Source organism: Acinetobacter sp. YH12098, assembly GCF_013419235.1.
In the GTDB taxonomy this organism is placed as follows: domain Bacteria; phylum Pseudomonadota; class Gammaproteobacteria; order Pseudomonadales; family Moraxellaceae; genus Acinetobacter; species Acinetobacter amyesii.
The window spans coordinates 1-19,498 of record NZ_VPAO01000018.1 but is presented as its reverse complement, the minus strand read 5'-3'; the positions used below and the strand labels follow the sequence as shown (position 1 = coordinate 19,498).

The window sequence follows — 19,498 nt, the reverse complement described above, 5'->3', positions numbered from 1 at the left end:
GAATACATAACCGTCCATCCTGTGTTTTAAATGTAAAAAAATATCGGAATCTTCATTTAACTTTGCAAGAAAAAATGACCAAATCGACTTCATGATTCATTCATTGTTTACATGATGATTACATTGAAGTCGTAATTAAGCTGAATCCAGAATTTTCACTAAAATCCAAATGTAAGGATTCTTTTCGATATGGCTATTTTTTTAAATATAAGAGTTAACTTTGCCAATAAAATGTGACCAGATATGTCATGCATTCATGCAAATGGAATAAATAGGCTGTTTAACAGCCAGATCATCATTCAATGCCTCGGATACTAGGCTGATCTATGCTTTAGGAAAATGAAGACGGAGAAATGAAGACTAGGCTTGCAGCATTTTTTTGAAATCATTATGGTAAAGGCCATCAATCATTGGCTATTTATTTGAGTGACTCACTTTTGAAATTAGTTTCTACCCACGGTGCGATTCCGGTTCATATTATTTCTGGCTTTTTAGGTGCGGGTAAAACCACAGTTTTACAGCAGTTATTAAAGCAAAAGCCAGCGGGCGAAACTTGGGCCGTACTGATGAATGAGTTTGGGCAAATCGGGGTCGATCAACAGATGTTGCCGCAAGATCAGGGCTTTGCGGTGAAGGAATTATTGGGTGGATGTCTATGTTGTAGCAGCCAACTGCCGATGCAAATTGCGTTGTCACGGTTATTGTCAGAGGTGAAACCCGACCGACTGTTTATTGAGCCGACAGGTTTGGGGCATCCGGGACAACTTTTGGAGCAATTGACTGAGCCACATTGGCATCCGCATTTAGCTATGCGAGCATTGGTGACCGTGGTCGATGGCTCACGCTTACATGATCAAGAGTGGACTTCGCAAAACCTGTATGCCGATCAACTCAAAGTGGCACAAATCGTTGTGGTGTCTCATGTTGATTGTATGAGTGATGCCGATCAAGCTGGTTTAGAACGACTGAAACTAGCGTATTTACCGTATCAGCAGCAATGGATCAATGTTGTCAAAGGTGATTTAAAACTGACAAATATTGATCTTGCCTATGTGGGAAGTCCGCGTAAAATTCAGCCTTTATTGGCGATGCAAAAGCAAACGGTGGTCGATGTACCCACAGAAATTAAACAGTTGCCTTATCATTATGTTGAATCCGCTCAGGGCTATAGTGTCGCAGGTTGGAAACTCCCAAAACGATGGATTTTCGACTTTTTTGAGCTGTTAGATTTACTCTGTGAGCAGCAAGATTGGCTACGGATCAAAGGTATTTTTCAGACAGACCAAGGTTGGAAAACCTTTAACTTTAATCCTGATCAGTTTAATTATCAGTCGAGCGAGGAAAGTATCGATAATCGTGTCGAAATTATTTACCAAACTGAACGTGAATGGCTCGAATTTGAAGATCGATTAATGCAGTGCCGGATTGATGCCGATAAAGCGGAGAAATAAGTAAATCAGCGCAGCAAAAGCTTGCTAAATCTTATATGCTAGGCGCCAAATTTGAGGACTTTCACATGGCGCTAAAAGCTACAATTTATAAAGCAGATTTGAACATTGCCAATATGGATGTACACCAATATGGTGATTATCAATTGACGATGGCTTTGCATCCTTCTGAAACGATTGAACGTTTGATGGTACGTGTCTTGGCATATGCACGCTATGCTGACGAAGCATTAGAATTTACCAAAGATCTTTTCGAAACAGATGAACCAGCGCTGTGGGAAAAAGATTTAACAGGCCAATTGGTGAAATGGATTGAAGTTGGCTGTCCTGACGAAGACAAAGTCAAAAAAGCCAGTGCACGTTGCCCAAACGTTGCTGTGATTACTTATGGTTCATCAGTAGATGAATGGTATAAACGCAACAGCAAATTGAAAACACTGAAGAATGTTGAGATTTGGCAATTATCTGAAGCGAGTACAGCTGCCATTCAAGAGTTATCCGAACGAACCATGTCTTTACAATTAAACGTAATGGACGGCGAATGGACTTTGATAGGTGATAAAGCTCAAGCTGTTATTGAATGGACACAATTGCAATAAGTTTATCATTTGATTTAACTCTTCATGATGGGTGTGAGTTTAGGCTTGCATCCTTATATATAACAATTTTTTAGTGAATACTATTCTGTTGATTTAAAAGTTGATTTGAAACTCAGTCGATCTAAAACCATCATAAAAATCTAATTTGGGGAAAATTTCCAGGCCTCAATTTATGTAATGCTCATGGATGAATCCTCTTTATTATCATTGTAAATAGCGTTGTTTTTACCGCATAAACGTCTTCATTCAATGAACGTTCAAACTTTTAGAGCGCTTTAAATTTTTTATTCGTTTCTTACCAATGCATCTTAGTGATAACGGAATACTCCTAAATGTTTCAAGACATGTGAGCTTTACTAGTAAATGTTTATTTGCATGCTGATCTAAATCATTGTGTTCTCAACTTTGAATCGGTAAGTTCTAACGCATTCAAGGGCATCATGTTCAGACTGATTCTGTTTATAATAGGGTTTTATTTTGATTGCGGCATTTGAGGTTGAGAGCATGAGCAAAGAATTAGAAATTATTGACTTAGTGGTAGGCGAAGGTAAAGAAGCGGTTAAAGGCGCTTTGATTACAACACACTATACAGGCTGGTTAGAAGACGGCACTAAATTCGATTCATCACTGGATCGTGGTAATTATTTTGAAACGGTAATTGGTACAGGCCGTGTGATTAAAGGTTGGGATCAGGGCATCATGGGGATGAAAGTCGGTGGTAAACGTAAGTTAATCGTGCCATCACATTTGGCTTATGGTGAGCGTAAAATGGGCAATGTGATTCCTGCCAATTCAAATCTTATTTTTGAGATTGAATTGTATGATGTAAAAACGCGCGATTAATACAGCGACTGTTTTAGATCAGTGACATGGAAGTTATTGATCAATTGGATAAAATAGTAGTTGTTATTTTTGTCTTTTACCGTAGATTAGAATAATTGCTCAAGTATAAACGCAGGAATCAAAGCCGTTGTCTTTACAGTTGCCTTGCACCAGATTGTTCTGGGTTCTTACCTTTATTATTTTTACATTGGCACTCACTGTATCGACTGCTCAAGCACAGTATGAAACTGCTCCTAAATCGTTTTATTTAAAACATCAAAACGAAGTTAACCAAATCTACTTCACGGAAGACACCAGTAGCCTCTTACAAGGCAAATGGTTGTTTTATCCAAATCAATTTTTAACGTCTCCGAGTTCGGTTCTAGTCGGTCAAACGGTCTATCTGCCTGCTTCATTTAAAGATATTACAGGGGACAGTAAAGGTTTTGGGACATTTACTGGACATTTCCAAATTCCCAAACAATTTATTGGCCGACGTATCGCGGTCTTGATTCCAAATCAGTACGGTGCGTATCGGGTATTTTTAAATGGTGATGTGATCGTTCGTTTGGGCGAGGTGGGGCGTACTGAAGCAGAACAAAAAACGGAGAATGCACCGCGAATTGCCTATTTTGTGGCACAAGATGAATATTTCACTTTAACCATTCAGGCTTCAAGTTTTAACAGTATGCATGGCGGGTTTGAAAACCCAATGCGTATTGGTATCGCCAAGACAGTAAACCGCCAATTCCAACAACAAATGATGAGTATTGGGATGGTGTCGGGCGCCGTCTTGGGTGTGGGACTATTTACGATCCTATTTTCTGTTTTCCGAGGTTTACGCGGTCGCAATAGCCGAAGTAACTTGGTGTTTGGCTTATTTATTGTCTTTTTAGCACTCCATAATTTATTTTCAGCACCTTATGCCTATACCACTTTTACCGATATCAATTGGTTGTGGGGCACGCGATTAGAATACTTATTTACCTATTTGGCATCGATTTTCTTTTTAAGTTATATCCACTTGCTCAGTCGTCGCTATTTATTTACCTTAAATTATCAGATCGCGATTTTGCTGTTGTCGTTGAATATTTCAGTGACTTTTGTTTCGACGCCTGAAATTTTTCAACCTTTGGCAACTTACAGTTTTGCCTATGTGATCGTTGTTCTAAGTAATTTTGCTTATGGTTTTTACGTAACACTGAAAAAGAAAGAACCGTATTCAAAATTAAATTTAATCGCGGTTATTTTCCTGTGCATTACCTTTTTAAACGACTTTTTGCTGATGATGAATTTGATTGATTCAGTCAATTTATCGTTCATTTCAACCAGTTTGTATGCCTTGTTGATCATGTTTCAGCAATCGCACCATTATGCACAGCAGTCGATGCATACGGAACAGTTGAATAATAGTTTGCTTGAGCTAAACAGTTCACTCGATCAGAAAGTCAAAGAGCGCACCTTACAGCTCCATGAGCTGAATAAAAAATTAGAGCTACAAATTCGTATTGATGCCTTAACGGGGGCATTCAACCGCCGTGCACTGAATGCTGAAATTCAACGCTTATATTCGGAGGTCCGTTTTCATAGCCATCGAACATTGGTCTTTGCCATGTTAGATGTCGATTATTTTAAAAATTATAATGACCACTATGGACATCTCAAAGGCGATGAGGTGTTACAGCAGATCGTGAAAACCATGCAAAACACTCTGCCAAGTTCAGCCTATGTGGCTCGCTACGGGGGAGAGGAGTTTGCCATATTGATGCATGATGTTCCGTATGCGATTGCCCAAGAGCAATTACAATTGGTACTCGAAGCCATGCGTAATGAACAGCTTGAACATGTTAATCGGGGTGATGAAAAAAATTACGTCACACTGAGTTTGGGCATGGCATGGATGGATAAGCAAAATGACTTCGAAAGTATCGAAGCTTTAATGAAGCATGCAGACTATTATTTATATATGGCCAAACAGGCAGGACGCGATCAACTTAAGCCTTGATACCATGAATTGTATAGGTTTAAAAACTCTGAGGTGATATCGCTAGTATTCTTTGCCAATCCTTATTTAGATTCATTTATCTTTAAATTCATCTATACAATCATCTTATTTGAAAATCTATCCCTCTACGAACTTTATCTCTCTACTAGCAGAGTTGTTTGACCAATTTAAGCGGAACATCAGCAGGCTCAAAATCCTGATGTGCGACAAAGCCATATTTTTGGTAAAAGGCGAGTGCCGTATGGGTACTTTCTAGACTGATCTCGGTAATATTCTTTTTCCGGACGCAGTGCATCATGTTTAATAATAACGCCTTACCAATGCCTTGGTACTGACGTTCAGGGCAAATATAGTTCAGTAAAATTTGTCCCTGATCACTGACTAAAATAAAGCCGACCACTCGATTGTCACTGACGTAGACCCAACTATCGTTGTAAAGCATCCACATTAAGATATTTGATTGATTTGCCTCCTCAAGCCAAGTTTGAATCACACTTTCATTACGTTGATGGTCCTGGATACATGAACGAATGCTGTTGTGAATCACGTTAATAATTTCGGGTATGTCCTGGATTTGTGCTTCGCGTATCATAATTTTTTCTTTTTATAAAAAAACTCCAACAGCCTGCCATTTCAGAAGATATCGCCCTGTGCTTAAAGAGGCTTATTGTTGCGTTTTATGTTTTTTTGCTGCCATTGCGCCGTTGGGTTGGGTTTTTATTTCAAAATTGTTGCAAAATTTACAAATGTATATTTATAAATTAATCATTAAATATGGATAAATAACCACATAAATGCATCTAACTATACTGTTTTTAAAGTAATAATAGATCTTTTAGAAAAGTATACATACTCAATGATTTCAGCAGGTGTAATAGTTTGAAATAAATTAGCAAAGAAAATAGGCCAAATTTCAGCTTTAAAATAATTTTGTATGAATTTTAAACGTTATTGTGCGTTATATTAGTCCATAAAAATATTCGATGATTCAAGATGTGCATGCGCGTCATCGGCAGTAGGTTGTTATTATGGTTAATTTTCTCATTGTGATGTGTATTCTGATTGCGTTGTCTGCAGCAGGAATCGTGGTCAAAAAAATAATAAAAACAGAAAAATATCGTCAAAAATATACGCGTTACCAAGCACCAAAAAAATCGAACAGTATCTCTTTAGCATCGAATGATGATGCTATACGCCAAGTTGATCAGGTCATTGAAGTAGATGAATATGAACAGCAACTTTTTGATGATATTGCGGAAATTTTCTTTCAACAACAATACAAATTAGATTCGCTACAGGCAGCCGAACAGTTACAAGAAGTTTTTTTACGTCGCATGCCAGTCAATTGTAAAACTCAAATTCGCCAATTAGATCTGAATGAATGGTCGATTTATTGGAGTTTTTATAATCAATCGCTCGAGTATTATTTAGGCCGATACGGTGAGTTTTATACACATGTCGACCGTTTTGGCGAAGAACACAAAATTGAATATCGCTATCAATACTCCGCAAGTTGAAGCAAAATGCGATCTTGGACTAAATCGAGATAACTCAAATCATCGGTTATTCGGGCCATTAAAATCGCGCCTTCATAATCCGCCAAGCTGACTTTGGCAAGTTGAGCGGCATGTTCGATGCTCATGCATCGCTGAAAAAACACTTCAAAGGCAAGTTGCCACTCGTGAAAGATGGATTGTAATTTTGCAAAAATCTCGGTAGGCAAATGTTGCCGTTCCATACTTAAAATCCCGACCAAACAACCTAATCCACCTTGGCTAAAAAACTGGATGGCCTGTTGATGGATGTGCGAGAAAGCCTGTTGAGGGGATTTAGTAGTTTGCTGTAATTGCTGAAAAATACTGTGTTGTAACTTTATATGCGTCAGGTTTAAAATTTCCATCAGTAAAGCGTCTTTATTCGGATAGTCATAATAAAACGCAGCTTTTGAGAGTCCACAGGCTTCAGCCAATTTCCCCATGCTGCAGCCCATATAGCCATAGCGTTTAAAGGCGTGTGCTGACTGTAGCAATAGATATTCTGAGGTGTTTTTCCGTGGACGCATGTATCTCTCTATATGAATAAATCAATGTGATGTGTATGGAGTAAATTGCTCTAGGCGATTAATAGTTCATCAAACCTTCCTATCACTTCCTGCCATAAGGGTTCAGCACCTTTGCGGAAATATCCCATATGACCAATCTGTTTTAGGCCGTAATCTTCCGCTTCAATATTGATATAGTGCATTGACGCTTGCGCATAATGTTGCATAAAAGCATGTCGTGAATTGGGTAATGCCCAGTCATCATCAAGTGCAGCGACCGCATAAATCGGCGTTTGAACTGCAGCATATTGTTGAGATAGCTCACTCAGCTCAGGGTCGGCAAAGAAATAGGTTGGGTTTTTACACCAACGGCGCCATTGTTTATAGACATCGACAGGAAGGTCAGCGCCCATATTGAGTTTGCTCCAAGGCAAATACCCTTTGATGGCAACCATCGGCGGAAAAACGATATTCCACATAACATGAACTTTCATTTTTTCTTTAAAGGGCATATAGCCATGCCAACCTGCGCCAGTGCCAAAACAATACATGGCACGTATCTGATCGTGATTTGAGGTAAGTCCTAGTGCTTGACCGCCATAGGAGTGTCCCACTAGAAAAGTTTCCTGACTGTGTTGTTGCATATAAGCTATGGCACCAGAAAGGTCATAACGTCCCCAGTCGAGGTAGGACATTTTAAAGCCTTTGAGTTTTGGAGGAGCAGAACGTCCAATACCACGATAATCAAAAGTTAATACTTGATAACCGAGTCCTGCGGCATACTCGGCAAAACGACGGTAAAATTGTTGAGGTACACCTGTAGCACTTGAAATAATAATATTGGCCTTAGCGGCAGTATTAGGCCGATATTCAACGCCTGAAAGCGTATAACCATCGGTTGCAGGGAAACTCACGGGTGTACTATGTATTTCTTGCGCTGCTGGTTCTAAATCCGTTGACATAATTTTTCTCTTGATAGGCAGGACGTAAAGGGTTTACTCACTTTAAATAAAGGGTTATTTGCCCTGAAAATTGGCTGCGCGACGTTGTAGCATGGCCATCACACCTTCTTGTACATCTTGTGTTTTTAGTAGTGGTTGTAAGTGCTGATCCAATTGAGCAAAGGCAGCATCGGCTCCCAAATGCACCCCTTGCTGTACTGCAGCGAGTGTTGCCTGAACCGCCAGTGGTGCAGCCTGTGCAATTTGTTCTGCAAGTTCTATTGCACGAGATAAGGGCGCTTGGTCGGTGATTTCAGTCACCAAGTTCATGTCATATGCCGTTTGCGCATTGAAACGTTCACCTGTGAGTAAATAGCGCATGGCTTTATTCCAACCCGCTGCTTGCACAAAGCGAACTGTTGCGCCACCAAAGGGAAGAATGCCACGTTGCACTTCCATTTGAGCAAACTCCGTGTGACGCTGTGCGATCACGATATCGGCATTCAGCATGAGTTCAATACCCGCTGTAAAACAGAACCCTTGTACCGCGACCACAACTGGTTTTTTTCGTTGTCGTGAGTTGGTTCCCCACGGATTAATTTGCTGATCATGAAAATTAAACAGCCCGCTGCCAAGTTTGGGTTGTAGTTCGACCAGATCTAGACCCGCAGTAAAATGATCGCCATGAGCAAAAATCACCGCACAGCGTAAATTTGGATCATCTTCATATTCAGTGAGCGCCAGTGAAAGGTCATGAATTAAATGACTGTCAAACGCATTTCGTTTATCTGCACGGTCCAAACCGATTAAATAAAGATGACCACGAATTTCTCGACTTACACGACCTTGTTGTTCTGACATTTGGATGATTCCTTCTGATTATTCTTTAGGCATAACTAAGTTTTTAAACGATTGTTAGAAAACTGTCAAAACTGATGCGTTCAAAACATCAAAATCAAAGTAAGTTGGCTGAATGGTTTGATTTAAAATTTACAGAGTTGATATGAAATAGTGCAGGATATAGCTTGCCTTTGGGCCGATTTTTTCCATAATAGCTGCAGCTTTTTTAAGGCCCAATCAACCATGTCGAACTTAGAAATATTTGCAGTCATAATTAGCTTAATCGGGGTGACTTTAACCATAAAGCGAAATATGTGGTGTTGGTGGTTTAACTTTGCAGCTTTTTTGCTGTATGCCTACCTGTTTTATACCTACAAACTTTATGGCGAAACCATTTTGCAGTTTTTCTTTGTGGTGGTGAACTTCTATGGTTTCTATCATTGGTTGAAGGGCAAACAACAAGATCATGACATTCGTATTGAACCGATTGCGACCAAAATTGTGATCTTTCAAATGCTTTTAGCTGCGGTGGGCGGTTTGATTTTTGGTTTAAGCCTGCACTATTTTACCGATGCAGCCGTACCAATTTTGGATGCACAATTGGCCGCGTTTAGCTTACTCGCAACATATTGGACCAGCCGGAAACATATTGCTACTTGGGTGCTTTGGGTATTTGTCGATATTATCTATGTGGGTATGTTTATATACAAAGACCTGTATCTCACTGCGGCGTTGTATGCTGGTTTTGTGGGCTTGGCGGCATTTGGTTGGTGGCAATGGACACAAGTCAAAAATAAACAGCAGCAACAGGCGATGAAAGCTTTATCCATTTAGCCCACAGATGTTTTTTTCATTCCCAATTTGACAATTTATAAAAATATATTTACTTTGTAACCATAAAGGGCATTTCATAATCGGGCTTCACCCCGATGAGAAGTGCCTTTTTTATGCCTTAAGAAATGTGGCTGTGTTCATTTGAGTCTAAAACATGTCATAAAATCCTCTGTGAATTTATAAGCAAAATTGGGTGTCTGCGAAGCTTGATTTTAATAGCCGATTCCGAACCCGATGAATAAGTAAAGAGCGTGCAGAGTCATGATTATCGACTTTCAACTTGAGCAGCAACTGCGTTTTGACCGACAAGCTACGGTTCTACTGCAGCAAAAGGCGAGCTTTTTTCAGTTTGAGCAAATAGCAGATGTGTATAACGCTGAATGGCTCAAGGCATTTCCACAAGGGACGCAATGTAGCATCAGCGGTTTGGATGATGGTGCAGATGAATACGGCATCCAAATCAGTTATAAACACCAAAGCATCTTGATCGATTATTCACAACCGATCAAATTGGTACACCGTGATCGGAATGGTGTGGTGCATAGCATGCTGTTAAATTAAAAAAAATTTTAAATCAGTACCACAAAGATTCGTTTTATAAAGATAAAAAAAGTAAAAAAGAGATGAAAAGATATGGGAAGCTATTAAAGCAATGACGCAACTTGATCCCAAAGATTCAACATTTGAAATTTTTAATCAGCTATGTATTGAACTTTTTCATCATTATGGCTCGCACTGCACGTCTTATGAACCCAGCGCTTTGATACATGCAAAACCAATACAACAGCTTCCTGAACAAGCCAGCTTTGATATTTTTAGCCTCGACTTTGGTCATTGGTACGCAAAGTTGTCCTATGCAGGGATGTATTTAAAAATTGATGCGGGCTGGGAATTTCAGCTCGAGTTTAAAGATCAGCATGGGCAAATCTTTCAAAAAAGCCTTTAAGTCAAAGCCCGATTGACTTGAAGTATGGCAATTCTGTTTTTCTAGCTTGGTTTCAGGTCAATGACAGCCACAGCGCTTTCCGATTTAATCCAAAGCACAGTTTTAGCAACTGTAGACTAGGCGACATAAAACAATAAAACCAATATTGACCTGAAGGATTACGAGAATGGCACATCAATTTACCGTCAATGCCACAATTCATGGCGTTTCACTTGAAGATTTTAAACGATTAGCCGCAGATATCAGCTTGCATGAAGCGGTGTGCAAACGCATACCGGGTGAAAATCTAGAAATTTTAGAATCAAAAAAAACAGGTGATATGTATACCTTAAAACGTGCCTATAACTTGGATGTAAATATTCCAGATATTGCCAAGAAGTTTTTAAAAGATGCGTTTCGCTTAAAACGTACGGATATTAGTAATTTGGCGGCATTAACCTCTGACGTCAAACTAGATCCGAACCTACCGCTCGAAGCCAGTTGTAAACGAAGTGTCAGTGGTGATGCAACACAAGTGAGTTTCAATTTGGACTGGACGGTGAAAGTCAAAGTTCCACTGATTGGTGGATTACTTGAAAAACATGCAGAAGGTGAAATTCGTCGTTTTAGTCAGCTTGAGATTGAAATTGTAGAAGATGAATTACGTAAAAATTTAAAAGCCTGAATTGATTTGAAAGTGATTTAAAAAAAGCGGTCATTGACCGCTTTTTTATTTTTAGTGCGAAGTTTTTTCAAAACGTTGACGATAGAGCATCGCAGTAAAGAAGGTCACCAAACAGATGCTCCATATATAATACATGGCGCCAATGTTGCTGTATAAACTCAACCATTGAACCAATGGCAAAGTGATACCACCCGCGATGGCATAGGCCAAATTGTATGAAAATGAAATGCCCGAGAAACGAATCTGTGCAGGGAACATTTTCACCATACTATAAGACACCATACCAACTGTGCCTGATGCCAAACCGAGCAGCATATAGAGCGCAAACACGGTCGATGCTGCCACATGGCCCAAGCTATTATAGAACACGCCCGCAATTATCGCAACAAGGAGGGAACCGAATAGCATCACTTTACCCGCACCGAAGCGATCTGCCAAAAGACCTGCCAAGATACAACCGACCATTTGCATCACAATAGCGGCACTTTGCATTTTAAAGGCATCGGCCCGTTCAAAACCAAAGGCGCCTGTGAGTAAATTTGGCATCGCTAAAATCAGCACAACAACACAGCCGGTTAAGAACCATGTAAACAGCATACCAATCACAACGCCTGTTTTGTGCTGTTGCAGTACTTGTTTCACTGGAAGCTCTTTAGCCAATTGTTTCTTTTCTTGCATGGCTTTAAATACAGGCGTTTCTTTTAAATAACTGCGGAGATAGAGCGCAACAAAACCAAAGATTCCGCCTAGAATGAATGGAATCCTCCATGCCCAATCATGGATTTCTGACTCTGTAAATTGTAATGAAATAAACAAAGACATCAGTGCACCCAATAAGATACCCAAAGATAAGCCAGCAGTGAGTAGGCCATTGGCGATACCAATTTTTTGCTCAGGCACATGCTCTGAAACAAAAGTCCATGCAGCAGGGATTTCACCACCAATCGCGATGCCTTGAATCACGCGCATCAGTAAGAGCAGAAGCGGTGCTGCATAGCCAATACTTTCAAAAGTTGGCATCACACCGATCATCAGCGTAGGCAAAGCCATGAGTAAAATAGACAAACTAAATAAACGCTTACGACCAATCAAATCGCCAAAATGCGCCATCACCACACCACCCAATGGGCGGAAAAAATATCCTGCGGCAAAAATACCGTAGGTATTTAGCATCGCCCAAAATGGACTGAGTCCAGTGGGGAAAAACAGTTCCGAAATAATTTTGGCGTAGAACACATAAATGACAAAGTCATAAAACTCAAGTGCGCCACCGAGGGATGACAGTCCGAGGGTGCGTTTATCTTGACGAGTCAGGCGTGGCTGAGCTTCCATGCAAATATTTTCCAGCAGCAAATAGCATTTGACGATTTTAGTGATTCAAATTTTTATTGAATAATCAAACTTTGTTGCCTTATTAAAAACTTATAGTTATGAAAATATTATTAATTAAGAACAAAATAATATAGATAAAGTCGCATTAACTAAAAGAATGATTGGTATAGATAATAGTGTACCTTGATATATAAATGATAAATATCAATGGTATAGGGCAGTATGATCTACTATTTTACTTTGTACTCTATATAAACCACAAAAGATTCAAAGCCATAGCACGCTGTTGTTTTATACTCAGAACCAATAATAATGCATATTGCATGGTTGTTTTTTTTAAATAACTGATGTTACGCAGTAACGTTATCCGCAAGTGTTTGAGATAGGACTCCTTCTAATCAAAAATGTTTTTGTGATACTTTGAATAATTTGATACTAGTGAACGAGTTTTGCGGTGAGGAGCATTGCTCCGCAAGATGGTTTCCTTGCGAAGCTTCGCATCTCATTTTGCCTAATGAGAAACATCGTTTCGTAAGAGTACCTCCAGCCGAAGGCTAATCTCTTTATTTAAATCCTAGATGTAAGACTCCGTCGAATAAACTTAAATATCATTTTAAAAATGCGTAATTACTTTTACGTGCGTAATATCAGTTAAATAATTTAAGCCCGCTAGACTTAAAAGGATAAAAACATGAGTTATGTTGCTGCTGTTGCACAACGTGGTGAAGCAATTTTGACGCTCACTGCCGCAGAGATACAAGCATCTGAAATAGGTTCTGCATGGTTAACTGCACTAAGTGAAACACTGCATGCCACTATGCTTGAGCGTCAAGGCGTAGGCATTGCCGCGCCGCAAATTTATGTTTCAAAGCGGGTGATTATCGTGGCTTCACGTGCAAATTTACGCTATCCCGACGCGCCTGAAATGGAGGCGATCGTGATGGTGAATCCAGTGATTACATCTCGATCTACGACCACGGTTTTGGGTGAAGAAGGCTGCTTAAGTGTGCCGAATGCACGAGGACAAGTCCCGAGAGCCGAGCAAATTCACGTGCGATATTTGACCCTTCAAGGTGAAGTCAAAGAGAAAACCCTGAATGGCTTTCCTGCACGGATCGTACAACATGAGGTCGATCATCTGAACGGGATCTTATTCACCGAGCGTTTAGAATAATAAACTGTACTATTTCAAAAAGATAAAAGTGACCAATTGAGCTAAAAAAATAGCGGAAAAGTAATTTGAATAGTGGTGTAAGTGAAGTTTAAAGGCTTCAAAGGTTGCACTTTTAACTGTGAAAATAGGCTTTCTTTTTGAAGTTAAAACCTTGTATAACTAGCGAAATAATAAAATAAAAAAGAAGATTAATGGGGAAAAATTGGGGCAATGCTGTCTGTACGAAATGGGGCGTACAATGGCGTAAATTGAAGCATCTTTTGTTTGAGTCAGACTATCTCATCATCAATTGGTCTGACTACGATAAAGGGCGTTTACTTCTCATCTTTGGCATGCTGAGTCAAGTTAGCGTGTTGAAGTGGTGCATCATGAATTTTTATTATTCGACCAATCGGATTTGGTTTAATCCGAGTGCACTCAAATTTAGGATCATGGTCGCTTGTATAGTCCTACTCAGTTATGGCGTATTGGCTGTACTCAGTCTTTATTTCAAAAAATATTTAAATTTTAGACTGTTTTTTAGCTATTTTGCGCCCGTCCTGTTTGGGATCGGCATGATCTATGGTGGCTATATGATCGGGATCTATAGTCCTGCCACCATGGCGGGGACGGTCAATCTGCTGATGGTCGGTTTGGTTTTTTATCGTCCTGCGATTATGCTCAGTATTACATTTCCGATCACACTGTTTATTGGCTACATTTGCTATCAAACTTCGATTGACCATCTAGAATATGCACCGATTTTCAGCCCAGCTTTAAAACAGAGTGAGTTTTACGACAACGCCTTTTGGCTCATGAGTATGGCGGAGTTGTATTTGCCCATATTGATCGTCAGTGCAGTATTTTTTCAGATTTTGCTTTTACAGTGGCGACACCGTGAACAAAAGATGGAAGTCCTCAGCCGTGTTGATGGCCTGACCAATGTGTTTAACCGTCGTTATGTCAGTCATGAACTTAATACGCTCAGCAAACAGACACGGCCTGAATTTGCAGTGGTTTTGCTTGATCTCGACCATTTTAAATTGATCAATGACCAATATGGACATGATGCAGGAGATGCCGTTTTACAACGTGTTGCTCAAATTTTAAATGACAATACTCGTGTACAAGATGTGGTTGGGCGTTATGGCGGTGAAGAATTCATTTTAATTCTAAAAAATCAGAGTTTAGAGCAGGCGATAGAGGTCGCTGAACGTTGTCGATTGGCCATTTCTGACGCTGAAACCATGATAGCCAACCAACATATGTTGAAGATTAGTGCAAGTTTTGGTGTAGCAACTGCGATCGAGGGGACACCGTCTGCTGTGGTCACGCGTATGGCCGATCAAGCGCTGTATATGGCAAAGCAACAAGGTCGTAACCAAGTGCGTAGCTTTCGTGAGTTAAACTTGGCAGAAGATTAAAAACTTAAAAGATAGCGATGCAGCAATTACAATTTCAGCTCGGATTAGCGCAGCTCGACTTTCAGACCGAGCAACAGAATATTCATTTTGATCATGGCTTAGCGGCATTAGTACAAAAATGTGTCCGACATCAGCGTTGCGATGCTTTGGCAATTGAATATTTGATCTATGAAATTGAAGAAATTTTAGAACTATTACAGCTCGATTATCAGACGCAGCGCTATGCTCAGTCGAATGATGCGATGCTGCATCTATTGGCGCAGAGCTTTTTTGAACATGCGACCCACATTGACCGACAAAGCCTTGAACATGGCTTTAATGAAATGATTGAACATACGGAATATTATCAAAATCTATTTGGTGAGCAGGCAATCATTCAACTCAGTTATTTCGTCTTTATTCGAGAAATGATGCACCATTTAAACCTACAGCACATACAGGTTTTAGCTTAGAACACATCTTCACCATAAGGACTTATACAGATGCAGCTCAATTTGTTATAAATAAAAAAGCACACAACAAAAAATAGCCCTTATGAAAACGCCTGTTCCAGACTATTTACAGCATGTCCTTAATGCCTGCGATGCCAATCAACACGGAGCTTTGGCAGATTATATTCCTGAGTTAGCCCATGCCAATCCGAATAGACTGGCTTTGGCACTGTCTACCGTAGATGGCACGATTTATTCTACAGGTGATGACGAAGTCGAGTTCACTATACAGTCTATGTCTAAACCTTTTGCTTATGCTTTAGCGATTCGACATCTTGGTTTAGACAGCGTTTTACAAAAAGTCGGTGTCGAGCCATCGGGAGAGACATTCAATCAAATTGCGCTCGATCCACAGAGCAATACCCCGAAAAATCCGATGATCAATTCGGGGGCAATCACCACACATTCACTTTTACCGCATGACGAACACAGCACCCGAGCTGAAAAACTCCGCGAATTTTTAAGTGAACTGGCAGGGCGTGAGCTGAGTTTTGATGAAACTGTTTACCAGTCTGAAGTGAAGACGGCTTTTCGAAATTTGTCGATCGGTTACATGCTGCGCACAGTCGGTGTACTTGAAGAAGACCCTGAAGATGTGGTGAACGGCTATATTCGTCAGTGTGCAATATTAGTGACGGTTAAAGATTTGGCAAAAATGGCCAGTGTGCTTGCCAATGGTGGTGTGCAAGCAGCCACAGGTAAACGGTTGCTGTCACGTTCGGTGGTGCGCCAAGTGTTGAGTGTGATGATGACTTGCGGCATGTATGATGCTGCGGGTGATTGGCTGACAACGGTCGGTATTCCTGCCAAAAGCGGTGTGGCCGGTGGCATTATGGGGGCTTTGCCGGGGCAGGTTGGGCTAGCGGTCTTTAGTCCGAAACTTGATACACATGGGAATAGTGTTCGAGGCGTCGAAATATTTGAACGACTGTCTAAGGACATGGGACTGCATGTGATGGAGGGAACACCTTCAGCGCAAACGATCGTCCAAAGTCGCTATACCTGCGGGATAGATCATTCGGTGGTGGTGTATGAACTGCACGGCGTATTGCAATTTACGAAGTCTGAAATGTTATTGCGCATACTGCAAAATGAAGCTGTCGAACCGACTCAAATTGTCCTTGATCTCACTAATATTTCTTTGATCCATGATGTCGGTGAACGTATGTTATTTGAATGTGTAGATCGTTTAATTGCGGATGGTCATCGCGTGGTAGTGATCGACTCAGAGCATCTCTTGGAACAAAGTCGAAGTCATGCAGGGCATGAGGTGGTGGTTCGAGAAGAGTTGAGTCAATATTTACAACGGTTTGATGGTTAATTGATAAAAATCCATTGTTGATTTAGGCAAAGGGCCCATAAGTTTAATGCTTAGATCGGCTATAATTTTCTTTTTGCGTTAAATTTGCTTATGTCTTTTGAGTTAAAAGTCAGTTTACTCCCGAGTGTTGAAGCTTTATCGCCACAGCATAAAAAGCTGAATAAACTGATTGAGCAAATCGAACAGCAAAAGCTGGATTTAGATCTTTGGCAAAATGCCAAAAGTGAGATTCAGAGTTATATTCAGTTAAAACTTGTACCGATCTATCGTGATTTGCATGCGGTGTACTACCGTCAACTAACTCAGCTTTGGCAACATCTACAGCAAGAAGACTTAGCCAAAGCAGATTTAGCACAGCTGGATGCAAAATTGACGAAACTGTCTAAGCAGCTTAAAAAATCCAACTACTTAAATACTGCCGAACTTGAAAAGGTTGCAGAGGTTGATGTTTTTTATCAGCATCAGCATCAGCATGCACATAACCAAAAGCTAAATAAAAAGACCAAGTCAGACCAAACTGAACAATGCAAAGCCGAACGCCATGTTGATATTGATCAAGAAAATACAGAAGAACATGAGTCTTATGAAGAATGGGACACTGAGCAATATCAACGTGAGAAAGAAGAGCATCAGCGTAAACGCTTAGCGCAAAAACGGGAACAAGCTGAAAAGTTAGTGAATCAATCACTGAAAACAGTGTATTTAAAAATCACTGCTATGATTCACCCAGACCGTGAACCTGATGAAACTAAAAAGGCAGAAAAAACTGAATTGCTGCAAGTGGTAAACCAAGCCTATGAAGTGCAGGATTTGTTTTATTTATTAAAGCTGCAATTACAGCTAGAAACCAATAAGGGCAAAAGCCCTAAAGCCTTAACTGATGAACATTTAAAGTTTTATAAAATGGCTTTAGAGGCTCAAAGCCAACGCCTAGCCAGTCAGATTGATGACATCACAGATAGCTTTCACTGGAGTGAAAAACCAAAGCCGAAAAATATGCAGGTGAAAGATGTGTATAAGGTGATTGATGGCGATGTTTCAGTGCTGAAAGAGCAAGTGAAGTGGGAAAAAGAACGGCTGAAATATATGGAGAAGGTGAAGGGGTTAGAAGTGTTGTTGGATAATGGGGTGCTTTAGATTTTGCTTTTCTCCCTCTCCCTTTGGGAGAGGGTCGGGGTGAGGGTTGAAGTTATAATGAAAAATATTTAAAAGTACCTGTCCTTTACGCAGCAGTGCTGCTCATCTCCTAGGAGGAGAGGGAACTTCTTTGCGTATCGTATAATTACAATAAAATTAAGAGAAAAATAAAAAAATGAAAATAGACCCACAATTATTAGAATTCGCCAAATCCATGCGCCACACCGCCACCGATGCAGAACATCTGATGTGGCAACTTCTCCGTGCCAAGCGTTTTATGAATCTTAAATTCCGTCGTCAGCATGTGATTCAACCTTATATTGTGGATTTTTACTGTCATGAAATTGGTTTGGTCATTGAGTTGGATGGTAGTCAGCATGGAACAGATGATGTTGTGGAATATGATGCTGAACGGACAAAGTTTTTGGAGGCTTTGGGTTTAACCGTTGTGCGGTATTGGAATCATGATGTGTTGGGGCGGATGGAGGTGGTGTTGGAGGATTTGTGGCTGAAGTGTGGTGAATTAAAAAATACCTCTCCCTTGCGCAGCAGTGCTGCTCATCTCCTAAAAGGAGAGGGAACTCCATTGTGAAATTCACATAAGCTATTAAATCAAATGATGCTCCCTCTCCCTATGGGAGAGGGCGGGGGTGAGAGTTACTGATTTAAAATCTCTGATAAGAATGGATCATTTCTGACATATGTTTTCCAAAATGCTGAAAATGGGTAATTAGGTTGAAGCATATTGGTAATATCTTCCATAAGATCAGCTTTCTGTTGCCTTCTTAAACGGTTCCATCCATTTTTTAGTTGAAAACGTAAGTTTTGCAAATAAGCATGCTCTTCAAGAATTTTTTCTTTCAAATATTGATGGCTTATTTGTTGATTACCACTGTTTGCATTGTTATAGCATTGCTCTAATAAAGCTATGGTTTTATTTGTGAGTTCAAACAAATCAGAATCATTAGTTAATGTATTGGTTAAGATAATTTTTCCATTTGGAACACTTGGAGCTTCCAAAGAAATAACAGTATCTACATTATGACTTTCTTCACAACAGTCGAGTAATTCCTTATGTCTTGAGCCTTTAATACCATTACAGTGAGAGCAAGCATAATAAAGATTATTCCAATCCGTTCTTAACTCTTCACTTTTATTAAGATGTGGTACAAAGTGTTCTACATTAACATTACCGAAATCCGCTTGTTCGCATAAATAACATTTAGACAAAAAATCTTTTTTCAATTGTTTAACTACAACTGGATCTGTGTAATCAGAATTTGTCCAATCTTCAGGTTTATCTGATCGTTTAATTTTAAACATCAAGATCACCTAATTCTTGATTATCTAATAAATGATTTAGTGCTTTAAAGGGCTTTGTTGCACAAACCTATCGTTAAGGGCTTATTCCACAATATAATTTTCAAATGAATAAGCCCACACCTAAAATTTACCGTACTCTCAATTGGTCTACATACAACCGCGCACTTATTAATCGTG

Annotated in this window: 21 protein-coding genes; 15 read left to right on the top strand and 6 right to left on the bottom strand. The window is 39.9% G+C overall.

The genetic code is table 11. The annotated features are described in order from the left end of the window. The first annotated feature begins 437 nt into the window (after positions 1–437). The 4 genes from FTU38_RS07485 to FTU38_RS07470 all read left to right on the top strand — a co-directional run bounded on the left by FTU38_RS07485 (position 438) and on the right by FTU38_RS07470 (position 4,874). Positions 438–1,451 carry a GTP-binding protein gene (locus FTU38_RS07485; RefSeq protein ID WP_180110904.1) on the top strand — a complete coding sequence of 338 codons (1,014 nt, stop codon included), beginning with the start codon at positions 438–440 and terminating at the stop codon, positions 1,449–1,451. 65 nt (positions 1,452–1,516) lie between these two features. After that, positions 1,517–2,047: a YaeQ family protein gene (locus FTU38_RS07480; protein ID WP_180041946.1), complete on the top strand. Its 531-nt coding sequence runs from the start codon at positions 1,517–1,519 to the stop codon at positions 2,045–2,047. A 504-nt stretch (positions 2,048–2,551) separates the two neighbouring features. Further along, the gene (locus FTU38_RS07475; RefSeq protein ID WP_180005310.1) at positions 2,552–2,890 is read left to right on the top strand and encodes an FKBP-type peptidyl-prolyl cis-trans isomerase; all 339 of its coding nucleotides are present in this window, start codon (positions 2,552–2,554) and stop codon (positions 2,888–2,890) included. Between the two features lie 187 nt (positions 2,891–3,077). Further along, a complete protein-coding gene (locus FTU38_RS07470) occupies positions 3,078–4,874 on the top strand; it encodes a diguanylate cyclase domain-containing protein (protein WP_180110922.1) in 1,797 nt (598 codons plus the stop codon). Between the two features lie 145 nt (positions 4,875–5,019). Here FTU38_RS07470 and FTU38_RS07465 read toward each other — a convergent pair whose 3' ends face one another. After that, positions 5,020–5,466: a GNAT family N-acetyltransferase gene (locus tag FTU38_RS07465; protein WP_180005311.1), complete on the bottom strand. Its 447-nt coding sequence runs from the start codon at positions 5,464–5,466 to the stop codon at positions 5,020–5,022. Between the two features lie 436 nt (positions 5,467–5,902). On the opposite strand from FTU38_RS07465, the gene FTU38_RS07460 reads away from it, so the two are divergent. Further along, on the top strand, positions 5,903–6,391 hold the full coding sequence (locus FTU38_RS07460) for a hypothetical protein (RefSeq protein ID WP_180110903.1): 489 nt from the start codon (positions 5,903–5,905) through the stop codon (positions 6,389–6,391). On the opposite strand, the gene FTU38_RS07455 is transcribed toward FTU38_RS07460, so the two are convergent. From FTU38_RS07455 to FTU38_RS07445, 3 genes are read right to left on the bottom strand one after another with little or no spacing between them, the layout of a single operon-like run. Then, positions 6,373–6,936 carry a TetR/AcrR family transcriptional regulator gene (locus FTU38_RS07455; protein WP_180110902.1) on the bottom strand — a complete coding sequence of 188 codons (564 nt, stop codon included), beginning with the start codon at positions 6,934–6,936 and terminating at the stop codon, positions 6,373–6,375. The two genes, FTU38_RS07460 and FTU38_RS07455, sit on opposite strands and share 19 nt — an antisense overlap. Positions 6,937–6,986: 50 nt before the next feature. Beyond that, on the bottom strand, positions 6,987–7,877 hold the full coding sequence (locus tag FTU38_RS07450) for an alpha/beta fold hydrolase (RefSeq protein ID WP_180110901.1): 891 nt from the start codon (positions 7,875–7,877) through the stop codon (positions 6,987–6,989). A gap of 54 nt (positions 7,878–7,931) precedes the next feature. Next, the gene (locus FTU38_RS07445; RefSeq protein WP_180110900.1) at positions 7,932–8,717 is read right to left on the bottom strand and encodes a crotonase/enoyl-CoA hydratase family protein; all 786 of its coding nucleotides are present in this window, start codon (positions 8,715–8,717) and stop codon (positions 7,932–7,934) included. A gap of 222 nt (positions 8,718–8,939) precedes the next feature. Between FTU38_RS07445 and pnuC the strand changes: the two genes are divergently transcribed. The 4 genes from pnuC to FTU38_RS07425 all read left to right on the top strand — a co-directional run bounded on the left by pnuC (position 8,940) and on the right by FTU38_RS07425 (position 11,140). Continuing rightward, positions 8,940–9,530 carry a nicotinamide riboside transporter PnuC gene (gene pnuC, locus FTU38_RS07440; protein WP_111885562.1) on the top strand — a complete coding sequence of 197 codons (591 nt, stop codon included), beginning with the start codon at positions 8,940–8,942 and terminating at the stop codon, positions 9,528–9,530. A gap of 261 nt (positions 9,531–9,791) precedes the next feature. After that, positions 9,792–10,091 (top strand): hypothetical protein, encoded by a 300-nt coding sequence (locus tag FTU38_RS07435; protein WP_180110899.1) that lies wholly within the window; start codon positions 9,792–9,794, stop codon positions 10,089–10,091. A 91-nt stretch (positions 10,092–10,182) separates the two neighbouring features. Continuing rightward, positions 10,183–10,476: a hypothetical protein gene (locus FTU38_RS07430; protein WP_180110898.1), complete on the top strand. Its 294-nt coding sequence runs from the start codon at positions 10,183–10,185 to the stop codon at positions 10,474–10,476. 166 nt (positions 10,477–10,642) lie between these two features. After that, positions 10,643–11,140 (top strand): DUF2505 family protein, encoded by a 498-nt coding sequence (locus tag FTU38_RS07425; RefSeq protein WP_078192225.1) that lies wholly within the window; start codon positions 10,643–10,645, stop codon positions 11,138–11,140. Between the two features lie 51 nt (positions 11,141–11,191). Here the strand turns inward: FTU38_RS07425 and FTU38_RS07420 are convergent, their stop codons facing one another. After that, positions 11,192–12,472 carry an MFS transporter gene (locus FTU38_RS07420; protein WP_180110897.1) on the bottom strand — a complete coding sequence of 427 codons (1,281 nt, stop codon included), beginning with the start codon at positions 12,470–12,472 and terminating at the stop codon, positions 11,192–11,194. A gap of 691 nt (positions 12,473–13,163) precedes the next feature. Here FTU38_RS07420 and def point away from each other — a divergent pair. The 6 genes from def to FTU38_RS07390 all read left to right on the top strand — a co-directional run bounded on the left by def (position 13,164) and on the right by FTU38_RS07390 (position 18,590). Beyond that, positions 13,164–13,646 (top strand): peptide deformylase, encoded by a 483-nt coding sequence (def, locus tag FTU38_RS07415; RefSeq protein ID WP_180110896.1) that lies wholly within the window; start codon positions 13,164–13,166, stop codon positions 13,644–13,646. A gap of 191 nt (positions 13,647–13,837) precedes the next feature. Next, on the top strand, positions 13,838–15,049 hold the full coding sequence (locus FTU38_RS07410; RefSeq protein ID WP_180110895.1) for a GGDEF domain-containing protein: 1,212 nt from the start codon (positions 13,838–13,840) through the stop codon (positions 15,047–15,049). Between the two features lie 17 nt (positions 15,050–15,066). Then, positions 15,067–15,501 carry a hypothetical protein gene (locus FTU38_RS07405; RefSeq protein WP_180110894.1) on the top strand — a complete coding sequence of 145 codons (435 nt, stop codon included), beginning with the start codon at positions 15,067–15,069 and terminating at the stop codon, positions 15,499–15,501. An 82-nt stretch (positions 15,502–15,583) separates the two neighbouring features. After that, the gene (locus FTU38_RS07400; protein WP_180110893.1) at positions 15,584–16,861 is read left to right on the top strand and encodes a glutaminase; all 1,278 of its coding nucleotides are present in this window, start codon (positions 15,584–15,586) and stop codon (positions 16,859–16,861) included. A gap of 90 nt (positions 16,862–16,951) precedes the next feature. Beyond that, the gene (locus FTU38_RS07395; protein ID WP_180110892.1) at positions 16,952–17,998 is read left to right on the top strand and encodes a molecular chaperone DnaJ; all 1,047 of its coding nucleotides are present in this window, start codon (positions 16,952–16,954) and stop codon (positions 17,996–17,998) included. A gap of 175 nt (positions 17,999–18,173) precedes the next feature. Beyond that, entirely contained in the window at positions 18,174–18,590 is a 417-nt protein-coding gene (locus FTU38_RS07390) for an endonuclease domain-containing protein (protein WP_180110891.1), read from the top strand. Between the two features lie 65 nt (positions 18,591–18,655). Here FTU38_RS07390 and FTU38_RS07385 read toward each other — a convergent pair whose 3' ends face one another. Then, a complete protein-coding gene (locus FTU38_RS07385) occupies positions 18,656–19,321 on the bottom strand; it encodes an HNH endonuclease (RefSeq protein WP_168379261.1) in 666 nt (221 codons plus the stop codon). Positions 19,322–19,498: the final 177 nt, after the last annotated feature.